General features: G+C 71.2%; 12 protein-coding genes and 1 riboswitch. Of the genes, 5 read left to right on the top strand and 7 right to left on the bottom strand.

Annotated features, from left to right (window positions below; genetic code table 11):
* The 5 genes from ACOJSN_RS08375 to ACOJSN_RS08355 all read right to left on the bottom strand — a co-directional run.
* The coding region (locus ACOJSN_RS08375) for a GTPase (protein WP_420112042.1) at positions 1 to 746 on the bottom strand (746 nt) is incomplete at its 3' end.
* 72 nt (positions 747 to 818) lie between these two features.
* Positions 819 to 1601, bottom strand: a complete 783-nt coding sequence (locus ACOJSN_RS08370; RefSeq protein WP_420112041.1) for an energy-coupling factor transporter transmembrane component T family protein — start codon at positions 1599 to 1601, stop codon at positions 819 to 821.
* Positions 1598 to 3094: an ABC transporter ATP-binding protein gene (locus ACOJSN_RS08365; RefSeq protein WP_420112040.1), complete on the bottom strand. Its 1497-nt coding sequence runs from the start codon at positions 3092 to 3094 to the stop codon at positions 1598 to 1600. The genes ACOJSN_RS08370 and ACOJSN_RS08365 overlap by 4 nt, the downstream gene beginning before the upstream one ends.
* On the bottom strand, positions 3094 to 3648 hold the full coding sequence (locus ACOJSN_RS08360; RefSeq protein WP_420112039.1) for an ECF transporter S component: 555 nt from the start codon (positions 3646 to 3648) through the stop codon (positions 3094 to 3096). The genes ACOJSN_RS08365 and ACOJSN_RS08360 overlap by 1 nt, the downstream gene beginning before the upstream one ends.
* Positions 3649 to 3674: 26 nt before the next feature.
* Positions 3675 to 4316, bottom strand: a complete 642-nt coding sequence (locus tag ACOJSN_RS08355; protein ID WP_420112038.1) for a YkoF family thiamine/hydroxymethylpyrimidine-binding protein — start codon at positions 4314 to 4316, stop codon at positions 3675 to 3677.
* A gap of 46 nt (positions 4317 to 4362) precedes the next feature.
* A riboswitch (TPP riboswitch) is annotated at positions 4363 to 4474 on the bottom strand.
* A gap of 136 nt (positions 4475 to 4610) precedes the next feature.
* Here ACOJSN_RS08355 and rmuC point away from each other — a divergent pair.
* On the top strand, positions 4611 to 6254 hold the full coding sequence (gene rmuC, locus ACOJSN_RS08350) for a DNA recombination protein RmuC (RefSeq protein ID WP_420112037.1): 1644 nt from the start codon (positions 4611 to 4613) through the stop codon (positions 6252 to 6254).
* Positions 6255 to 6513: 259 nt separating this feature from the next.
* Here rmuC and ACOJSN_RS08345 read toward each other — a convergent pair whose 3' ends face one another.
* Positions 6514 to 11013: a carboxypeptidase regulatory-like domain-containing protein gene (locus tag ACOJSN_RS08345; RefSeq protein ID WP_420112036.1), complete on the bottom strand. Its 4500-nt coding sequence runs from the start codon at positions 11011 to 11013 to the stop codon at positions 6514 to 6516.
* A 245-nt stretch (positions 11014 to 11258) separates the two neighbouring features.
* Between ACOJSN_RS08345 and ACOJSN_RS08340 the strand changes: the two genes are divergently transcribed.
* Complete coding sequence (locus ACOJSN_RS08340) at positions 11259 to 11762, top strand: winged helix-turn-helix domain-containing protein (RefSeq protein WP_420112035.1); 504 nt, start codon at positions 11259 to 11261, stop codon at positions 11760 to 11762.
* 103 nt (positions 11763 to 11865) lie between these two features.
* On the opposite strand, the gene ACOJSN_RS08335 is transcribed toward ACOJSN_RS08340, so the two are convergent.
* Positions 11866 to 12879, bottom strand: coding sequence for a 4-hydroxy-3-methylbut-2-enyl diphosphate reductase (locus ACOJSN_RS08335; protein ID WP_420112034.1), 1014 nt, complete (start codon positions 12877 to 12879; stop codon positions 11866 to 11868).
* A gap of 139 nt (positions 12880 to 13018) precedes the next feature.
* Between ACOJSN_RS08335 and xseA the strand changes: the two genes are divergently transcribed.
* The 3 genes from xseA to ACOJSN_RS08320 are packed head-to-tail and all read left to right on the top strand — an operon-like array spanning position 13019 to position 15461.
* A complete protein-coding gene (gene xseA / locus ACOJSN_RS08330) occupies positions 13019 to 14302 on the top strand; it encodes an exodeoxyribonuclease VII large subunit (protein WP_420112043.1) in 1284 nt (427 codons plus the stop codon).
* Positions 14299 to 14544 carry an exodeoxyribonuclease VII small subunit gene (locus ACOJSN_RS08325; protein ID WP_420112033.1) on the top strand — a complete coding sequence of 82 codons (246 nt, stop codon included), beginning with the start codon at positions 14299 to 14301 and terminating at the stop codon, positions 14542 to 14544. The genes xseA and ACOJSN_RS08325 overlap by 4 nt, the downstream gene beginning before the upstream one ends.
* The gene (locus ACOJSN_RS08320) at positions 14541 to 15461 is read left to right on the top strand and encodes a carbohydrate kinase family protein (RefSeq protein ID WP_420112032.1); all 921 of its coding nucleotides are present in this window, start codon (positions 14541 to 14543) and stop codon (positions 15459 to 15461) included. The genes ACOJSN_RS08325 and ACOJSN_RS08320 overlap by 4 nt, the downstream gene beginning before the upstream one ends.
* Positions 15462 to 15508 lie beyond the last annotated feature (47 nt).

The following is a 15508-nucleotide window of genomic DNA, read 5'->3' as shown; positions in this document are numbered from 1 at the left end:
GCTTCCTCGGGCTCCAGCTCCACGAGCTCGGCCTCGAACTTGGCGTCGAGGAAGATGGCATCGGCCGGTGCTACCAGTGCCTTCAACTCAGCCTGACGGGCCTCGTCGGCGAGAACCGCGTCGTCGGAGTTGAAGACGTAGATGAAAGGCTTGGTGGTCATCAACCCGAACTCACGCAGGGCAGCACGCGTGTCCTCGTCCAGGCCGGCCGCACTCAGCGGCGTGCCAGCCTGCAGCAGCTCGATCGCCTGCTGCGCTGCGGCGAGCACCGCGGGCTCGGTCTTCTTGCCGCGGACCTCCTTCTCGAGCCGCGGGATCGCCTTCTCAAGCGTCTGCAGGTCGGCGAGCTGCAGCTCGGTGAGGATCGTCTCGATGTCGGAGCCCGGGTCGACCTTGCCGTCCACGTGCACCACGTCGGGGTCGTCGAACGCACGCGTGACCACGCAGATCGCGTCGGCCTCGCGGATGTTGGCGAGGAACTGGTTGCCCAGCCCCTCCCCCTCGCTCGCGCCGCGCACGATGCCGGCGATGTCGACGAAGCTGACCGTGGCCGGCACGATCCGCTCGCTGCCGAACACGCCCGCGAGCACGGCAAGCCGCGGGTCGGGCAGCGGCACCACCCCGACGTTCGGCTCGATCGTGGCGAACGGGTAGTTCGCCGCGAGCACGGTTGCGCGCGTCAGCGCGTTGAAGAGGGTCGACTTGCCGACGTTCGGCAGTCCCGCGATTCCGATCGTCAGTGCCACGGGCGACAAGCGTACTTGCCCCTCGACTCAGTACCTGACTCGCCGCACGAGCCCGCTCGCGAGGGTCTGATCTCAACCTCCGACGGCGGCGCTCGCCCCGATCGCACAGGTCACCGCTCCCAGGGTCACCAGGGCCCCGACCACCGCGTCGCGGCGGCTGAACGGCTCCCGCAGCCGGGCGGTCCGCGCCGGGGCCCCGATACCCCGCACGTCCAGCGCGTCCGCGATCCTGTTGCCGCGCCGGATGCCGCCGACCAGCAGCCCCAGCGCCGCCCGCCCGTAGCCACGAGCCCCCAGCCGTGCGCGGCCACGGCGGTCCAACGGAGCCCGCGAGCGCCCGGCAGCGAGCAGCATCTGCCAGCGCCCCGGCATGTCGGCGAGCATCCGATGCGCCGTCAGCACCGCGAAACCAGCTCGCGGCCGCATCCGCAGGTGCTGCATCAGCGCCACGACCAGACGAGTCGGGTCGGTGCGGCGCGCGACCAGGATCGCCGGGACCGCCACCACCAGCACGCGGATCGCGAGCGCGAGGCCCACCCGCACGCCGTCATCGGTGGCCGTCAGCGGTCCGATCACCGCCACCACCGAGCCCGGGCGGCTGACCGCGTTCGTCATCAGCACCCCCACCGCGAACGGCGCGAAGACCAGGTGCGCACGCACCAGCTCGCCCGCACCGGCCCGCAACCCCACGGCCAGCACCCCGACCAACCAGAGGTGCAGACCGACCAGCGCTGCGCCGTCGAGAACGAACGAGACCGTGACCCCGAGGGCCAGCAGCAAGGCGGTCGGGGTCAGCGGGTTCAGCCGACCGAGCCCGGTCCGGGCGACCGGCGGCGACAACACCGCGCCCCTCACGCCGCGACCTCCAGCGCCGCTCGCACCGACGACGGCAGCGGCAGGCCCGCGCGCGCCGGCAGCCCACCGGCCAGCACCTCAGCGGCCGTTCCCCCGCCGAGCAGCCGTCCGTCGACCACGACATAGACACGGTCGGCCACCTCGAGCACGAACCGCAGGTCATGACTGGTCAGCAGCACTCCCCGCCCCGCCTCCGCCGCCGACCGCAGCGCCGCCGCCGCCCACCTCACGCCGGCGCGGTCGAGGGAGTGGGTCGGCTCGTCGGCGAGCACCACGGCCCGGTCGCCCTGCAGCACGGTGGCGAGCGAGAGCCGCCGCTGCTCGCCGCCGGAGAGCCGGTGCACAGCGGCGTCGGGATCCAGCCGCAGCGTGCTCACCGTTTCGGAGACCACGCTCGGTGGCGCGCCGTCGAGGGCCAGCTCGTCCGCCACGGTGTCGGCGAGGAACTGCAGCTCGGCGTCACCGAACACCAGCGCGGGCCGCGCAGCCGTCGCGATCTGCCCGGCCAGCGGTCGCAGCACGCCCGCGAGCGTGTGCAACAGCGTCGACTTCCCCGAACCGTTCGCGCCGATCACCGCCACCACCTCGCCCGCGTGCAGGTCCGGTTCAACGTCGGTGAGAACAGGCTCGTGATGCCCGACGGCGAGACCCACCCCCCGCAGCAGGCTCACCCCAGGCGTTGCTCGCCCGGGCGAGCCCGACGGCGGACGGTGAGCCCCGCCGTCGGGCGCGGCCTGCTGCTCCACCGACCAGGGCAGGTGGGAACCCGACCGGGCGAGGTCGGTCCCGACCTGGGACCAGACCTGCGAGGCGGGACCGTCGGCGACCACACGGCCGCCGTCGAGGGCAATCACGCGAGGAGGAAGGTCACCGGCGTCGGCCCATTCGTCGAGGCGATGCTCCACGAGCAGCACGGCGGGCTCGCGGAGCCCGCCGACGATGCGCTGCACGTCGCGCAGCGCGCCGGGGTCCAGGAACGCCGTGGGCTCGTCGAGGAGCAGCAGCGCAGGCTCGGGAGCCAGGGCCGCCGCGAGGCCGACCCGCTGCGCCTCGCCGGCGGAGAGCGTGCCGGTGTCGCGGTCACGCCACGGCCAGCCGCCCACGGCGGCGAGCGCCGAGCGCACCGCTGCGTCGATCCGCGGCACCGGCCAGGCGCGGTTCTCGCAGCCGAAGGCGACGTCGTCGTACACGTGGGGCAGGCAGACCGCGGCGGCCGGGTCCTGCGGCAGCCAGCCGAGATCGAGCGGCGGGCGATCCTGCTCCGGGTCGTGACCGACGACCTCGTGCCCGGCCACCAGCACGGACCCGGTCACCGTGACGCCGGGCGCAGGCTCGAGACCGGCGATCACACGCAGCAGCGTGGACTTGCCGGAGCCGGACGGGCCCACGAGGAGCACGTGCTCGCCGGGGTCGACATCGAGGTCGACCCCGGCCAGCAGCGTGCGCCCCTGCGCGGTGCGGAGCGTGAGGTCCCGGATGCGCAGGGCAGTCATCAGGCGTTCGCCGGCGCGGGCTCGCGGGCGATCGCGAAGGAGTCGAGCACGCCCGTGCGGCGCAGCGCGCTCACGATGACCTTCGCGAGCAGCCCGCCGAGCAGGATGCCGGAAGCGATCTGCAACCCGAAACGCACCATCAGCAGATCGGAGCCGAACCAGCCCGCGCGGGCGGCGGAGAACCAGAACACCAGGAAGGCCCCGAGCGCGCCTGAGAGCGCGTAGACGCCCCAGCCGAAGCGGCGGTAGCGCGTCAGCGCGACCGGCAGCTCGCTGCCCAGCCCTTGCAGGAACGCGGCGATCAACAGCATCGGCCCCACCGGGGAGCCGAGGAACACGACCTCCACGATGCTCGCCATCACCTCTGCGACCACGCCCGAGCCCGGGCGGCGGGTGATGGCGACCGCGAGCGGGGCGACGAGCAGCCAGCCGCCCAGCAGCACGTGCTGGGTGAGGTCGCCGAACGGGCCGGCCAGCACCGAAAGAGCAGTCCAGGCCTGCACCAGCACCCAGTACAGGAACCCGAACGTGACACCGAGGACCACCGTGAGCATGACGTCACGCGTCTGCCAGCGCGCCCTCATCGCAGGCCCGCCGAGGTGGCGGGGCTGTTCGCGGAGATCGTGACGTGCGTGACCACGTGCGGCACCGCCTCGCCCACGGCCAGCCAGGTGTCGACGACGGTGGTCAGCACGTCCGCCAGGTCGCCTGCCAGCGTGGTCGCGAAGTGCTCGCCGCGCACGAACGTGCCGCGCTCTCGCGAGCGCTCGATGGCAGCCCAGACCGGGGCGAGATGATCGGCGATCGGCGAGTCTGCGCCGTCGACGGGGTCCAGCAGCGGGTAGAGCGACCACTGAGCCTGGACGTGCAGGTCGGTCGGTGCGAGATCGGGAGTGGCGGGGCGCAGGCTGGGCATCACGCCGCACACCTCCCCTGGGCAGCCGCGCGAGAACATCAGGGTGGCCACGAGGTGGTGGCCGGCGCGGGCGGCGGCGGTGATCAGGTCGCGCACGTAGGTGGCGATCCGTTCCTCGCTGCCGCGGACGAAGGTCGACACCTTGTCGGTGTCCACCTCGAGATCGGAGGAGTCGACGGCGGTGAGTGCGTCGGTGATGACGCGCACGTAGTCGTCGCTCATCACCGACAGGGTGATGCGGGCACCGACGCCGAGGGCCGCCGCGGCGGCGATCGGGTCGGGGGGGGTGCTGGGGGTGGTGTTCATCGTGGCCTCACTGGTGTGCGGTCACGGGACGCGTGACGCCATGGGGACGCCGTGCGTGAGTCCTCCCTGCGCCGGCATGATCCGGATCAGGTTCGACGGTCGAAGGTTCGGGACCTTCCTCTCAGCCCGGTCACTACCGGACTCCCGTGGTGAGACCCACTCTAGGCGGGTGCCGCGAGCGCCGGGAGGGGTGTCCACGGGCTGGCCGGAGGTGGGAGCCGCCGGCGGGCGCGATTACGCGAGGAACGGCGCGGCTGAGGCGCGATGTCGGAGGTGCGTGACAGTCTCGAGGGCATGGAACTTCTGCCGCTGCTCCTCTGCGTGATCGGTCTCGTCGTGGGCGGGGGCGTCGGGTGGTTCGTGGGCCGCCGATCCGGTGTCGATGCTGACGTCGAGGCCGAGCGTCGGGCTGTCGCTCAGCGCCTGTCCGATGTGCAGGCCGCCGCCGATCAGCGCCTGGCCGACAAGGACGCGGCGTGGCAGCAGCGCTTCGCCGACCTGGAGCGGGGTGCCGCGGAACGGCTGGCAGCCGCCGAGCGGACCGGCGCCGACCGGGCTGCCGAGATCGAACGCGGCGCGGCCGAACGTCTCGCGAGCGCGGAGCGCACCGGTGCGGAGCGGGTGGCCGAGGCCGAGGCACGCGCGGCCGAGCAGCTGCAGGCGGAGCGCGAGAGCGCCCAGCTGCGGCTCGCGGAGCTCAAGGCGGACCAGCAGCGCCTCAAGGACGAGTTTTCGGCGCTCTCGGCCAAGGCGCTGGCAGCCAACAACGAGGCGTTCCTGCAGCAGGCGGAGCAGCGGCTCAAGCGCGCCGAGGAGGTCAGTCAGGCCGAGCTCGCCAAGCGCGAGGAGGCGGTGCGGTCGCTGGTGGAGCCGCTGGCCAAGACGCTCGGCGACGTGCGCACCGAGATGACTGCGGCCGAGCAGGCGCGCGCGCAGGCGCACGGCGCGCTGGCGGAGCAGGTGAAGGCGATGCAGACCTCCTCCGAGGCATTGCGCACCGAGACGTCGCAGCTCGTGACCGCGCTGCGCGCGCCGCAGGTGCGCGGGCGGTGGGGTGAGCTGCAGCTGCGGCGGGTGGTCGAGGCCGCAGGCATGCTCTCGCACGTCGACTTCACCGAGCAGCAGACCGTTCAGACCGACGAGGGTCTGCTGCGGCCCGACCTGGTGGTGCACCTGCCGGGCGAGAAGAACGTGGTGGTCGACTCCAAGGTGGCCTTCAGCGGCTACCTCGAGGCGATGGAGGCCACCGACGAGACCGTGCGCAACAAGCGTCTCGACGCGCACGCCCGGCACGTGCGCACCCACATCGACTCCCTGGGTGCCAAGGCGTACTGGGAGGCGCTCAGCGCCACGCCGGAGTTCGTGGTGATGTTCGTGCCTGCTGAGACGTTCCTGGCGGCGGCGCTGGAGAAGGACCCCACGCTGTGGGAGCGCGCGTTCGAGCAGAACGTGGTCATCGCGACGCCCTCCACGCTGGTCGCACTGCTGCGCACCGTCGGCTACACGTGGCGGCAGGAGAAGCTGGCTGCCGAGGCGCAGCAGGTCTTCGAGGTGGGCCGGGAGCTGCACAAGCGGCTCGCCACCTTCGGCAAGCACCTCGCCGATCTCGGCAAGCGCCTCAACGGCACCGTGGACCAGTTCAACAAGCTGAACCGGTCGCTCGACAGCCAGCTCGTCACGCAGGTGCGCCGGTTCAGCGAGCTGCAGGGTCTCGAGCCCGCGTTCCAGTCCCCGCCCCCGCTGGAGGTGCTCGCTGTGCCGGCCGCCAAGCCGGACCTGTACGAGAGCGACGAGCACCGCGCTCTCGCCGCCACCCCGTACGACGCCGATGCCGAGCGCCGCGCCGCCCTCGACGGCGATCGTGAGGATGACGACGCCCTCGCCCTCCTGCAGCTGGCCGACCTCGCGACCAAGCCCGAGCGCCGCAAGCGCGCCTGAGAGGTCCCAGGCGCTGCTCACAGCTGTCGGTGTGCAGCGACGCCAGGCTCTCCCGCCGACCGGGGCGGTGAGTGTGGTCCTACCGGCACGCCTCAGGTGGGACCACACTCACCGTCCCGCCCACAACGTGGGACCACACTCACCAGCGGGCCGGGCCGCGGGGCCGGGGCGGCTACCGGGGGCCATGCTGGCTGCCGAAGCCCGAGCACAGCAAGCGGCCGGGCCCATGTCCGGGACCCGGCCGCCGCCACCTCCACCGCTAGACGGCGGAGAGGTCTCCCCGTTCCGTCACACTCAACGTGTTGACGATCGGGAACTCATAGCCACGGCGGTTTCCGAACTCCACCTCCAGATCCCCGCCGTCGTGCTCGACCACCAGGACGTACTGGTCGGCGTACAGGCCGCCCACGTCCTCAGCGACGTCGACCGCCACCAGCTGGTACTCGCCGTTCACGAGCACGTCGAACAACCGGTCACGCTCGGGGTAGAGCTCCTCGAACTCGGCGAACCCGAGGGCGATCTCGTACGTGCCCGCAGGTGCGTCCTCGAACACGTAGGAGAAGTTGCCGGTGCGACGTGACTGGAAGAGCTCGTCCTCGCCTGTCCCGCCGATCGCCGCGTCGGTGGTCTCGACCTCCGACCGCTGACCGACCCAACCCCAGTTGTTGCCCGAGAGCGCCTGATCGGCAGACCAGGTGAGCTCACCGGCATCGGTGTACTCCGCACCACCGGCGTTGACGGCGACCTGGTAGGCCGACACCACGAGCGTCACCGGGATGGTGACCGTGGGCACGCGGCCCGCCGTGGTCTGCACGAGGATGTTCGCCCCGTACGTGCCGGGCTCCAGACCGGTGGTGTCCACCGTGACCTCGAGGTCAGCGGCCTCCCCCGGCTGCACCGTGCCCTCAGCGGGCTCGACCGTCAGCCACGGCACGTCCGTGACGTTCGGGTCGCCGACGTCGATGAGGTACACCCCACCGGTGAGCTGGTCGGTCGCCCACAGGGCACCGGTGGCGTCCATCTCCAGACCGGCGCCCGGGTACTCACCCGTGTTCGGGAACCCGACCGTGGAGATCGTCGAGCAGTCCTCGGGCGAGACCTGGTAGATCATCGTGGACGCCACGCTCGGCACGAACCAGATCGTGCCGGACGTCGGGTTGTAGGCGATGCCCGCGATCCCCGGCTCGTCCGGCTCGCACTGGGCGAGAGTCTCACCCGGGGTGCCGTGCGAGAAGCCCGCCACCGTGTAGATGATGCCCTCGTTCCAGCCGCCGACATAGAACACATCGTCGGTCGGGTTGTAGGCGACACCGCGCTGCGAGACGCTGCTCCAGGGGGAACCGGTCAACCGGTCGGTCTCCGCTCCCGTGGCCGGGTCGAAGCAGACGATCCCGTTGTCACCGCCCACGTTCACCTGGCACAGGTCACCGGTGCTGGTGTCCTGCGCGAGGTCACCGGACCAGGTGCCGCCCCAGTTCGCCGGGTACGAGGCCTGCTCGGTGCCGTCCGCCGTGAACTGGTGGTTGGTCACCAGCTCCGCGTCGGAGAGCCACACGTCGCCGGTGTATCCGACGCCCCAGGCCACCCCGGACAGTCCCGGGTTCCACTCGGCGAGCACGTCGCCGGGTGCGTCAGGGGTGTTCGTGCGGCTGCGGAACGCGTCCTCCTGGTCGGCCGTGTAGAGGCCGGCTGCGGTGGTCGCCTCGGTGTCGGCCTCGGCCGCACCCTCCGTGACCTCCGCGACGGCGGTCTCTGCCTCGTCGAGCGTGGTGGCGCCCGCCGGGACCGTCGTGGTGGACTGCGCCCCCAGCGACAATGCCGGTGCTTGCGCCTGAGTCTGCACGCTCCGCGGCAGCTCACCGATCTCGTAGTCCAACGGAGCTGAACCCGAGTTGCCGATCGTGAGATCCGCCGTCCGGCTCTCGCCCTCGGTCAGAACCCAGGAGAACGACGGCGGAGCGACGTCCGCGATGCCCGTCTCGAGGGCCGGTGAGAACGTGTTGCGTTCGCCGTCGACGTTGATGATCACGTCACGCTCCTGCGCCACGTACCCCGGCGCCGCGATCTCCACCGTGTACGAGCCGAAGAACAGCAGCAGCTCGTAGCTGCCGTCGTCACCCGTGGTCGCGACCACGGGGTCGGAGCCATCGGCAGGCGTGGCCGTGACGGTGGCACCCGCGACCGGCAGCCCGTCGTTGGCGTCGGTGACGCCGCCCTCCACGAAGCCATGCGGGGGCAGCGCGTACGCGATCGACAAGCCCGGCTCCAGCACCGCCTGGTTGAAGGAGTACTGGTGCGCGATCGTGCCATCGGCGTTCTCGATGCCCACGGTCGCCGAGTTCCCGGCCGCACGCTCGTCGCCCTCGGGAGTGAGATCCCCGTAACCGAAGATCACCTGCCCGTCGGCAACCAGCGTGGCCGAAAAGCTCAGCCGCTGCTCAGCGGCCGCACCGTACGGCTTCACGTTGCGGTACTCGACCACGAACGCGTCCTCGCCGTCGACCTCGGTCTGCGCCGTGTAGACACCCGCGTCCGCGTCGACCTGCAGGTCGTCCCAGAACGGGTACAGCGCCGCGTTCGGCACTCCTGCCGCAGGGATCGACACGTTCGAGAACGCGGTCGCCGGCGCGAGGAAGTTCAGGTGCCCGTTGGTGGACAGGTGAACCTGGTCGTAGCTCTCGCCGTACAGGCTGAACGCGAACGGGAGGTCGAGCGTGGCGGTCGCCTCGTCGCCCGTGAGGTCGACCGCGTCCTCGCCCTGGAGGTAGTCGCCGCTGCCGACCGTGCAGTAGTAGCCGAAGTCGTCGACCACGGCTTCGAGCTCGGCGTCGACTGTCTCGTCGCCATCCACGGTGAGCTCCTGTGTGAACGGTGCCGCGCACGCGCCTGCCGTGACCGACAGCATGTAGGTACCGGCCGGGACCTCGGGGAAGGCGTAGGCACCCTCCTCGTCCGTGGTGACCGACTCGATCGGGGAGCCGAGGCTCACCGTCGCACCAGCCACCGGGTCACCGGAGGTCGCATCGGTCACCGTGCCGGAGACCGTGAACGAGGTTGCCGCTGCCAGCGTGAGCGCGACCGTGCTGGTCTCGCCCGAGGTGACCGTGGCCTCCGCGGTGGCTGGCTCGAACCCGAACGCCGAGGCGGTCACCGTGTACTCGCCGGCGACGACGCCGAGCGAGAACGTGCCCTCCTCGTCGGTGGTGACGGTGCGCTCGGTCGGCCCCTCGACCTGCACCGAGGCGCCGGCGATGGCCTCGCCGGCTTCGTCGGCGACCGTGCCCTCGAGCGTGCCTGCGTCACCGATCGGCGCGGCCTGCACGAGCGCGAGCGCGTCGAGCGTGCCCTCGCCCCAGACGTTGTTGTTCTCTGCGGTGCCACCACAGGTGGTGTCGTCCACGTCCACGGCGGTCTCGTTCAGCAGCTCCTGCGTGCCGGCGATGTCACCGACCAGCGAGGGGGCAGCACTCCACAGCAGCGCGATCGCACCCGCGAGGTGCGGCGCAGCCATCGACGTACCCGACTTGCTGCCGTAGGTGCCGTCGTCGAGCGCCGAGCGCACGTTGACGCCCGGGGCGGCGATGTTCGGCTTGACCGTGCCGTCCTGACCAGGACCGCGAGCCGAGAACGAGGCGATGTTGCCGTTCACGTCATACGCACCCACCGAGTAGGTGATGGTGCGGCTGCCGGGCGAACCGCTGCTCTCGCACGAGGGCCCGCTGTTGCCGTTGGACCAGGTGCCGAAGATGCCCGCGGCCTCCCAGGCCTCGATGACGTCCTCCATGAACGGGTCGTTCGTGGGGATCGTCGAGCCCCAGGAGTTGTTGACGATGTGCGGGCGCTTGCTCGGGTCCGGGTTGCTGCCCTCGCTGTCGGTGGGGGCCACGATCCACACGCCCGAGGCGATGAGGTCGGCGTCGGCGCAGGTGGAGCAGCCGTTGGCGGCGATCCACTCGGCACCGGGTGCGACCCCGATCTGGTTGTCGCCACCGTCACCGCCGGCAATCGTGCCCATCGTGTGCGACCCGTGGCTGTCGGTGTCGCACGGCACGTCACCACAGGCACCGGCCACGTCGAACCAGTTGTAGTCGTTGGTGAAGGTGCCGTCGGCGTTGTAGCCGCGGTAGTGCTCGATCAGCGCCGGGTGGTCACCGTCGACCCCCGAGTCGATGTTGGCCACGACGATGCCCTCACCGGTGACCCCGATCTCGTTCCAGACGTCGTCGGCATTGATCGCCTGCACGCCCAACTCGATCGCGTCCAGGCTGGTGGTGCCACGGACCTCCTCCACAGGCTCCTCACCCGGGTACGTGGTGGTTTCGCGGATCTCCAGGACCTCGCTGCTTGCGGCCAGGGACTGTGCCAGCTCCAGCGTGCCGTCGTGGACGAGGATCGCGTTGGTCACCCACCGTGGGGTGTAGCTCGCGCCGGCCGCGTCGAGCTCGGCGATCGTGTCGGCCTGCGACGCGGCCGCCGTGGACGTCAGCGCCTCGTAGACAGCGGCGCCGCGGTCGTCCCAGTCCGGGATCGCCGCGGCGCTGCTCAGGTCCGCCCGGTCGGCGAACCGGACCCAGAAGTCCGCGCTGTCCTCCTCGGACAGCGTGGTCATGGCCTCGTCGGTGAACTTGTCGTCTGCCGCGGCTGGGACCACAGGATCGGGTTCCGCGAGCGCCGGGATCGCCCCTGCGACGAACGTCGCAAGCATCCCGGCGGTCGCGCATCCCGCTATGGCCAGACGTCTGGCTGAGGGTGTGCGCACAGTGCCTCCTGATCGATGGGTCCGGCCGGTCGGCCGGGCACCAGTCCGCGTCCCAGGTGAGGGACACCTCACACGGTTTCGCTCCGGGCCACTCACCGACAAGGACCGTTCCAGGCCAGGTCACGGGCACCTCACGGACAGTTCAGGGTCGGCATCGGGGCAGCTCCCAGACAACGGGTGCTTGACGGACCGTCGCCAGAGCAGAAGGATCACCTCCATGACTCCCCGGGGGGGTGGAGGTCTACATGTCCATCGATGTTGCGGAAACCGACCAGGGCTATGTGCTCTGCGTCGGACTCTCGCTCGAGGCCTGCGGTGAGGTCGCACGCCTGGTCAAGGACCAGGCGGTCGTGGTCGCCGCAGCTGATACCGAGGGTGCGCGAGCACTCCTCGGACCCGATCGCGACCCGGCCGCACCGCCTGGCGCGGTGGCCGGCTCCGCGCCCGGGGGCGTGATCCAGCGTGGGCCGCTGCTGGTTGATCCCGCGGTCCGTGAGGTCTCGATCGCCGGGCGGCTGCTGCACCTGTCGCCGCGCGAGTTCGATCTCCTTGCGGCGCTCGCCTCGGAGATCGAGCGGGTCTGGTCGTTCGCCGAGCTCACCCGACGGGTCTGGCACACGGCGTACCTCGGTGCGCCCGATGTGGTCACGTCCGCAGTCAAGCGCCTGCGCAAGCGGCTCGACCCGGGTACGGGGCTGGAGATCGCCTCGGTGCGCGGGATCGGCTACCGGCTGGTGGTGCCGGCGTAGCGGGTGGTCGGGCGCCGCGGCGATCTCACGCCCGGTGCCCGCTCACCGCGGCACAGTTCCCGACGGCGCAACCGCCTCGGGCACGCGGGTCACCTCAGGCTCCCTAGACCGGTCGCAGGTCGAGCTGGCGGGGCCGCTTGGTCGACTGCCCCGCCTTCTTGAGGTCGGCACGCAGCTCACGCGGCAGCGAGAACATCAGGTCCTCGGTCGCGGTGCGGACCTCCTCGACGTCCCCGAAACCCCACTCGCCCAGCTGGGTGATGACATCACGCACGAGGATCTCGGGCACCGAGGCGCCGGAGGTCAGACCAACGGTCGATGCGCCGTCGAACCATGCCTCCTCGAGCTCGGAGGCCTGGTCCACGCGGTAGGAGGCACCGGCGCCCGACTCGAGGGCGACCTCCACGAGCCGCACCGAGTTGGAGGAGTTCGCCGAGCCGACCACGATCACCACGTCGGCCTGTGGTGCGATCTTCTTGACCGCGACCTGGCGGTTCTGGGTGGCGTAGCAGATGTCGTCGCTGGGCGGGTCGGCGAGGTGCGGGAACTTCTCGCGCAGCCGCCGCACGGTCTCCATCGTCTCGTCGACCGAGAGCGTGGTCTGCGAGAGCCAGACGACCTTCTCCGGGTCGCGGACCTCGATACCGTCCACGGCCTCGGGGCCGTTGACCAGCGTGATGTGCTCGGGTGCCTCACCGGCCGTGCCCTCGACCTCCTCGTGGCCCTCGTGGCCGATGAGCAGGATGTCGAAGTCGTCGTTGGCGAACCGCACCGCTTCCTTGTGCACCTTGGTGACCAAGGGGCAGGTGGCGTCGATCGTGTCGAGGTTGCGCTCGGCGGCCTGGGCGTGCACCGCGGGCGAGACGCCGTGCGCCGAGAAGATCACACGGGCGCCCTCGGGCACCTCGTCGGTCTCCTGCACGAAGATCGCGCCGCGCTCGGTGAGCGTCTCGACCACGTACTTGTTGTGGACGATCTCCTTGCGCACGTAGACCGGTGCCCCGTAGTGCGCGAGCGCCTTCTCCACGGCCTCGACGGCGCGGTCCACGCCGGCGCAATACCCCCGCGGGGCCGCCAGCAGGATCCTCTTGCTCCCGGTAGTCGCAGTCTCGCTCACGCCTCGATTCTCCCATGTCTGCCGCGGATGTCCCTGTGCGCTCCCTCACCTCGGGACGCTCCGATCCAATGCGGGCCTGCTGCGCGATGCCCAGGCACGCCCCTCGTGCAGCGGTGTCGGTGGGATGGGGCACTCTTGGATGGTGACCGAGCCCGCACCGCTGCCCACGAAAGCGCTGGAGACCACGGCGGAGAACCCGTGGCCGGTGCGACTGCTCTCGAGCAAGATCGCCGATTACGTCGCCCGGATGCCGAGCGTGTGGGTCGAGGGCCAGATCGTGGACCTCAACGCCCACAACTCGAGCAAGACCGCGTGGCTGAAGCTGCGCGACACCGATGTCGACATGTCGCTGTCGGTGACGATCCCGAAGCGTGCGCTCGCCGGCCTGCCCGAGGTGGGCGAGGGCGCGCACGTGGTGGTGCAGGCCAAGCCGGAGTACTGGGTCAAGCGCGGCACGCTGCAGCTCGCGGCGCGCACGATCCGTGCCGTGGGGATCGGTGACCTGCTGGCACGGATCGAGCAGCTCAAGCGCGTGCTCGCCGCAGAAGGGCTCTTCGACGGCGAGCGCAAGCAGCCGCTGCCGTTCCTGCCCACCCGGGTAGGTCTGATCTGCGCGCCGAAGGCCAAGGCTCGCGACGACGTGCTGGTCAACGCCCGCGACCGATGGCCGCAGGTCGCGTTCGAGATCCGCGAGGTGGCGGTGCAGGGCCCGAACTGCGTGGGCCAGGTGGTGCAGGCGATCCGCGACCTGGATGCCCACCCCGAGGTCGACGTCATCGTGGTCACCCGCGGCGGCGGAGCCGTGGAGGACCTGCTGCCGTTCTCGAACGAGGCGATGATCCGTGCCGCAGCCGCGGCGACCACCCCGATCGTGTCCGCGATCGGGCACGAGACCGACGCCCCGCTGCTCGATCTCGTGGCCGACTACCGGGCCTCCACCCCCACCGACGCCGCCAAGCGGGTCGTCCCCGACGTCGCGCACGAGCGTGCGGGGCTGAGCACGGCGCGGCAGCGGTTGCGCGCCGTGCTGCGACACCGGATCGACACCGAGCAGCACCGGATCCGAGCGCTGCGTTCCCGGCCGGTCCTCGTGGACCCGACACGCATCCTCGAGGTCCACGTCCACGCGCTCAGCGGCGCCCGCGAGCGCAGCCGCCGCGCGCTCACCGAACAGGTCGCCTCGGCAACGGCGGGAGTCGAGACACTCCGGACGGCGTTGCGCACCCTGTCCCCTCAGGCCACCCTGGACCGGGGGTACGCGGTGCTACGCACGGCGGAAGGCGAGGTGGTGCGCTCACCGGGACAGGCCGCCGTCGGCGATCGGTTGACCGGCCTGCTCGCACAAGGCCGGATCGGCGTGACGGTCTCGCAGTCCGGCGCGGGTGACGAAGGTGCGGATGCAGTGGTTGGATTCGAGTCGTGACCCACGCACCCGACCCCGCGGCGCTGACCTACGAACAGGCGCGCGACGAGCTGATGGACGTGGTGGCACGGCTGGAGTCCGGCGCCGCCAGCCTCGAGGACTCGCTCGCGCTGTGGGAACGAGGCGAGGCGCTCGCCGACCGGTGCCAGAGTGTCATCGACGATGCACGTGAACGGCTCGCCGGCGCCCGTGACGCGACGGTCGCCGTCGAGGAGACCGACCAGGAGGAGGAGCCCGCGTGAGCCACGCACTCGTGATCGGCGAAGCACTCGTCGATATCGTCCGTGACGCCGCCGGAGAGGTCACCGAGCACCCGGGCGGCTCGCCCGCGAACGTGGCGCTCGGGCTCGCACGCCTCGGCCGGCACGCCCAGCTCGCCACCTGGTTCGGTCGCGACGAGCGCGGCCGGGCCGTCCACGACCACCTGCGTGCCTCCGACGTGCACCTCGTGCCCGGGTCCGACGATGCCGAGCGCACCTCCACCGCCGAGGCCCAGCTCGATGCCGATGGCGCGGCCACCTACACCTTCGACCTGCTCTGGAACGTGCCCGAGGTGCACCTGGATGACGACCTCGCGGTGCTGCACGTCGGGTCGATCGGCGCGACTCTGCGACCCGGTGCCGATGCGGTCGCGGAGATCGCGCTGGCTGCCCGCGACCACGCGACGATCTCCTACGACGTCAACGCGCGCCCCTCGATCATGGGCGAGCCGGTGGACGCCGAGAGCCTGATCGAGCGCGTGGCCTCCCGCTCCGACGTCATCAAGGTCTCCGACGAAGACTTCCGGTGGCTGTACTCGCACCTCGACCCGCTCGATGCTGCCCGTGAGTGGGCGCAGCAGGGGCCAGCGGTCGTGGTCGTGACCCAGGCCGACCAGGGGTCCACCGCATTCACCAGCAGCGGCCTCGAGGTCCACGTACCTGCACCGGCCGTCACGGTCGTGGACACCGTGGGCGCCGGCGACTCGTACATGAGCGGGTTGATCGATGCGCTCTGGACCGCGAAACTGCTCGGCGCCAGCCGGCGCGAGAAGCTGCATGCGATCTCCGAGGACGACCTACGCACGGCCATGCGGTGGGCAGCCCGGATCGCCGCGATCACGGTGTCGCGACCCGGCGCCGATCCCCCGACCCGACACGAGCTGGAGCCCACTTCATGAGCGAGACCGTCGCGTTGACCCCGGCGCAGGCATGGGCCGAGCTGAGC

Origin of the sequence: Pseudactinotalea sp., from assembly GCF_048594945.1 — a bacterium.
GTDB lineage: Bacteria > Actinomycetota > Actinomycetes > Actinomycetales > Beutenbergiaceae > Pseudactinotalea.
The sequence above is the reverse complement of the archived record's forward strand: the minus strand, read 5'-3'. Positions and strand labels throughout refer to the sequence as shown.

Bases quoted from the DNA above. Each gene is read 5' to 3' on its own strand.
- ACOJSN_RS08340 (WP_420112035.1), top strand. From the start codon at position 11,259: ATGTCCATCGATGTTGCGGAAACCGACCAGGGCTATGTGCTCTGCGTC.
- xseA (WP_420112043.1), top strand. From the start codon at position 13,019: ATGGTGACCGAGCCCGCACCGCTGCCCACGAAAGCGCTGGAGACCACG.
- ACOJSN_RS08360 (WP_420112039.1), bottom strand. From the start codon at position 3,648: ATGCTCACGGTGGTCCTCGGTGTCACGTTCGGGTTCCTGTACTGGGTG.
- ACOJSN_RS08355 (WP_420112038.1), bottom strand. From the start codon at position 4,316: ATGAACACCACCCCCAGCACCCCCCCCGACCCGATCGCCGCCGCGGCG.
- rmuC (WP_420112037.1), top strand. From the start codon at position 4,611: ATGGAACTTCTGCCGCTGCTCCTCTGCGTGATCGGTCTCGTCGTGGGC.
- ACOJSN_RS08365 (WP_420112040.1), bottom strand. From the start codon at position 3,094: ATGACTGCCCTGCGCATCCGGGACCTCACGCTCCGCACCGCGCAGGGG.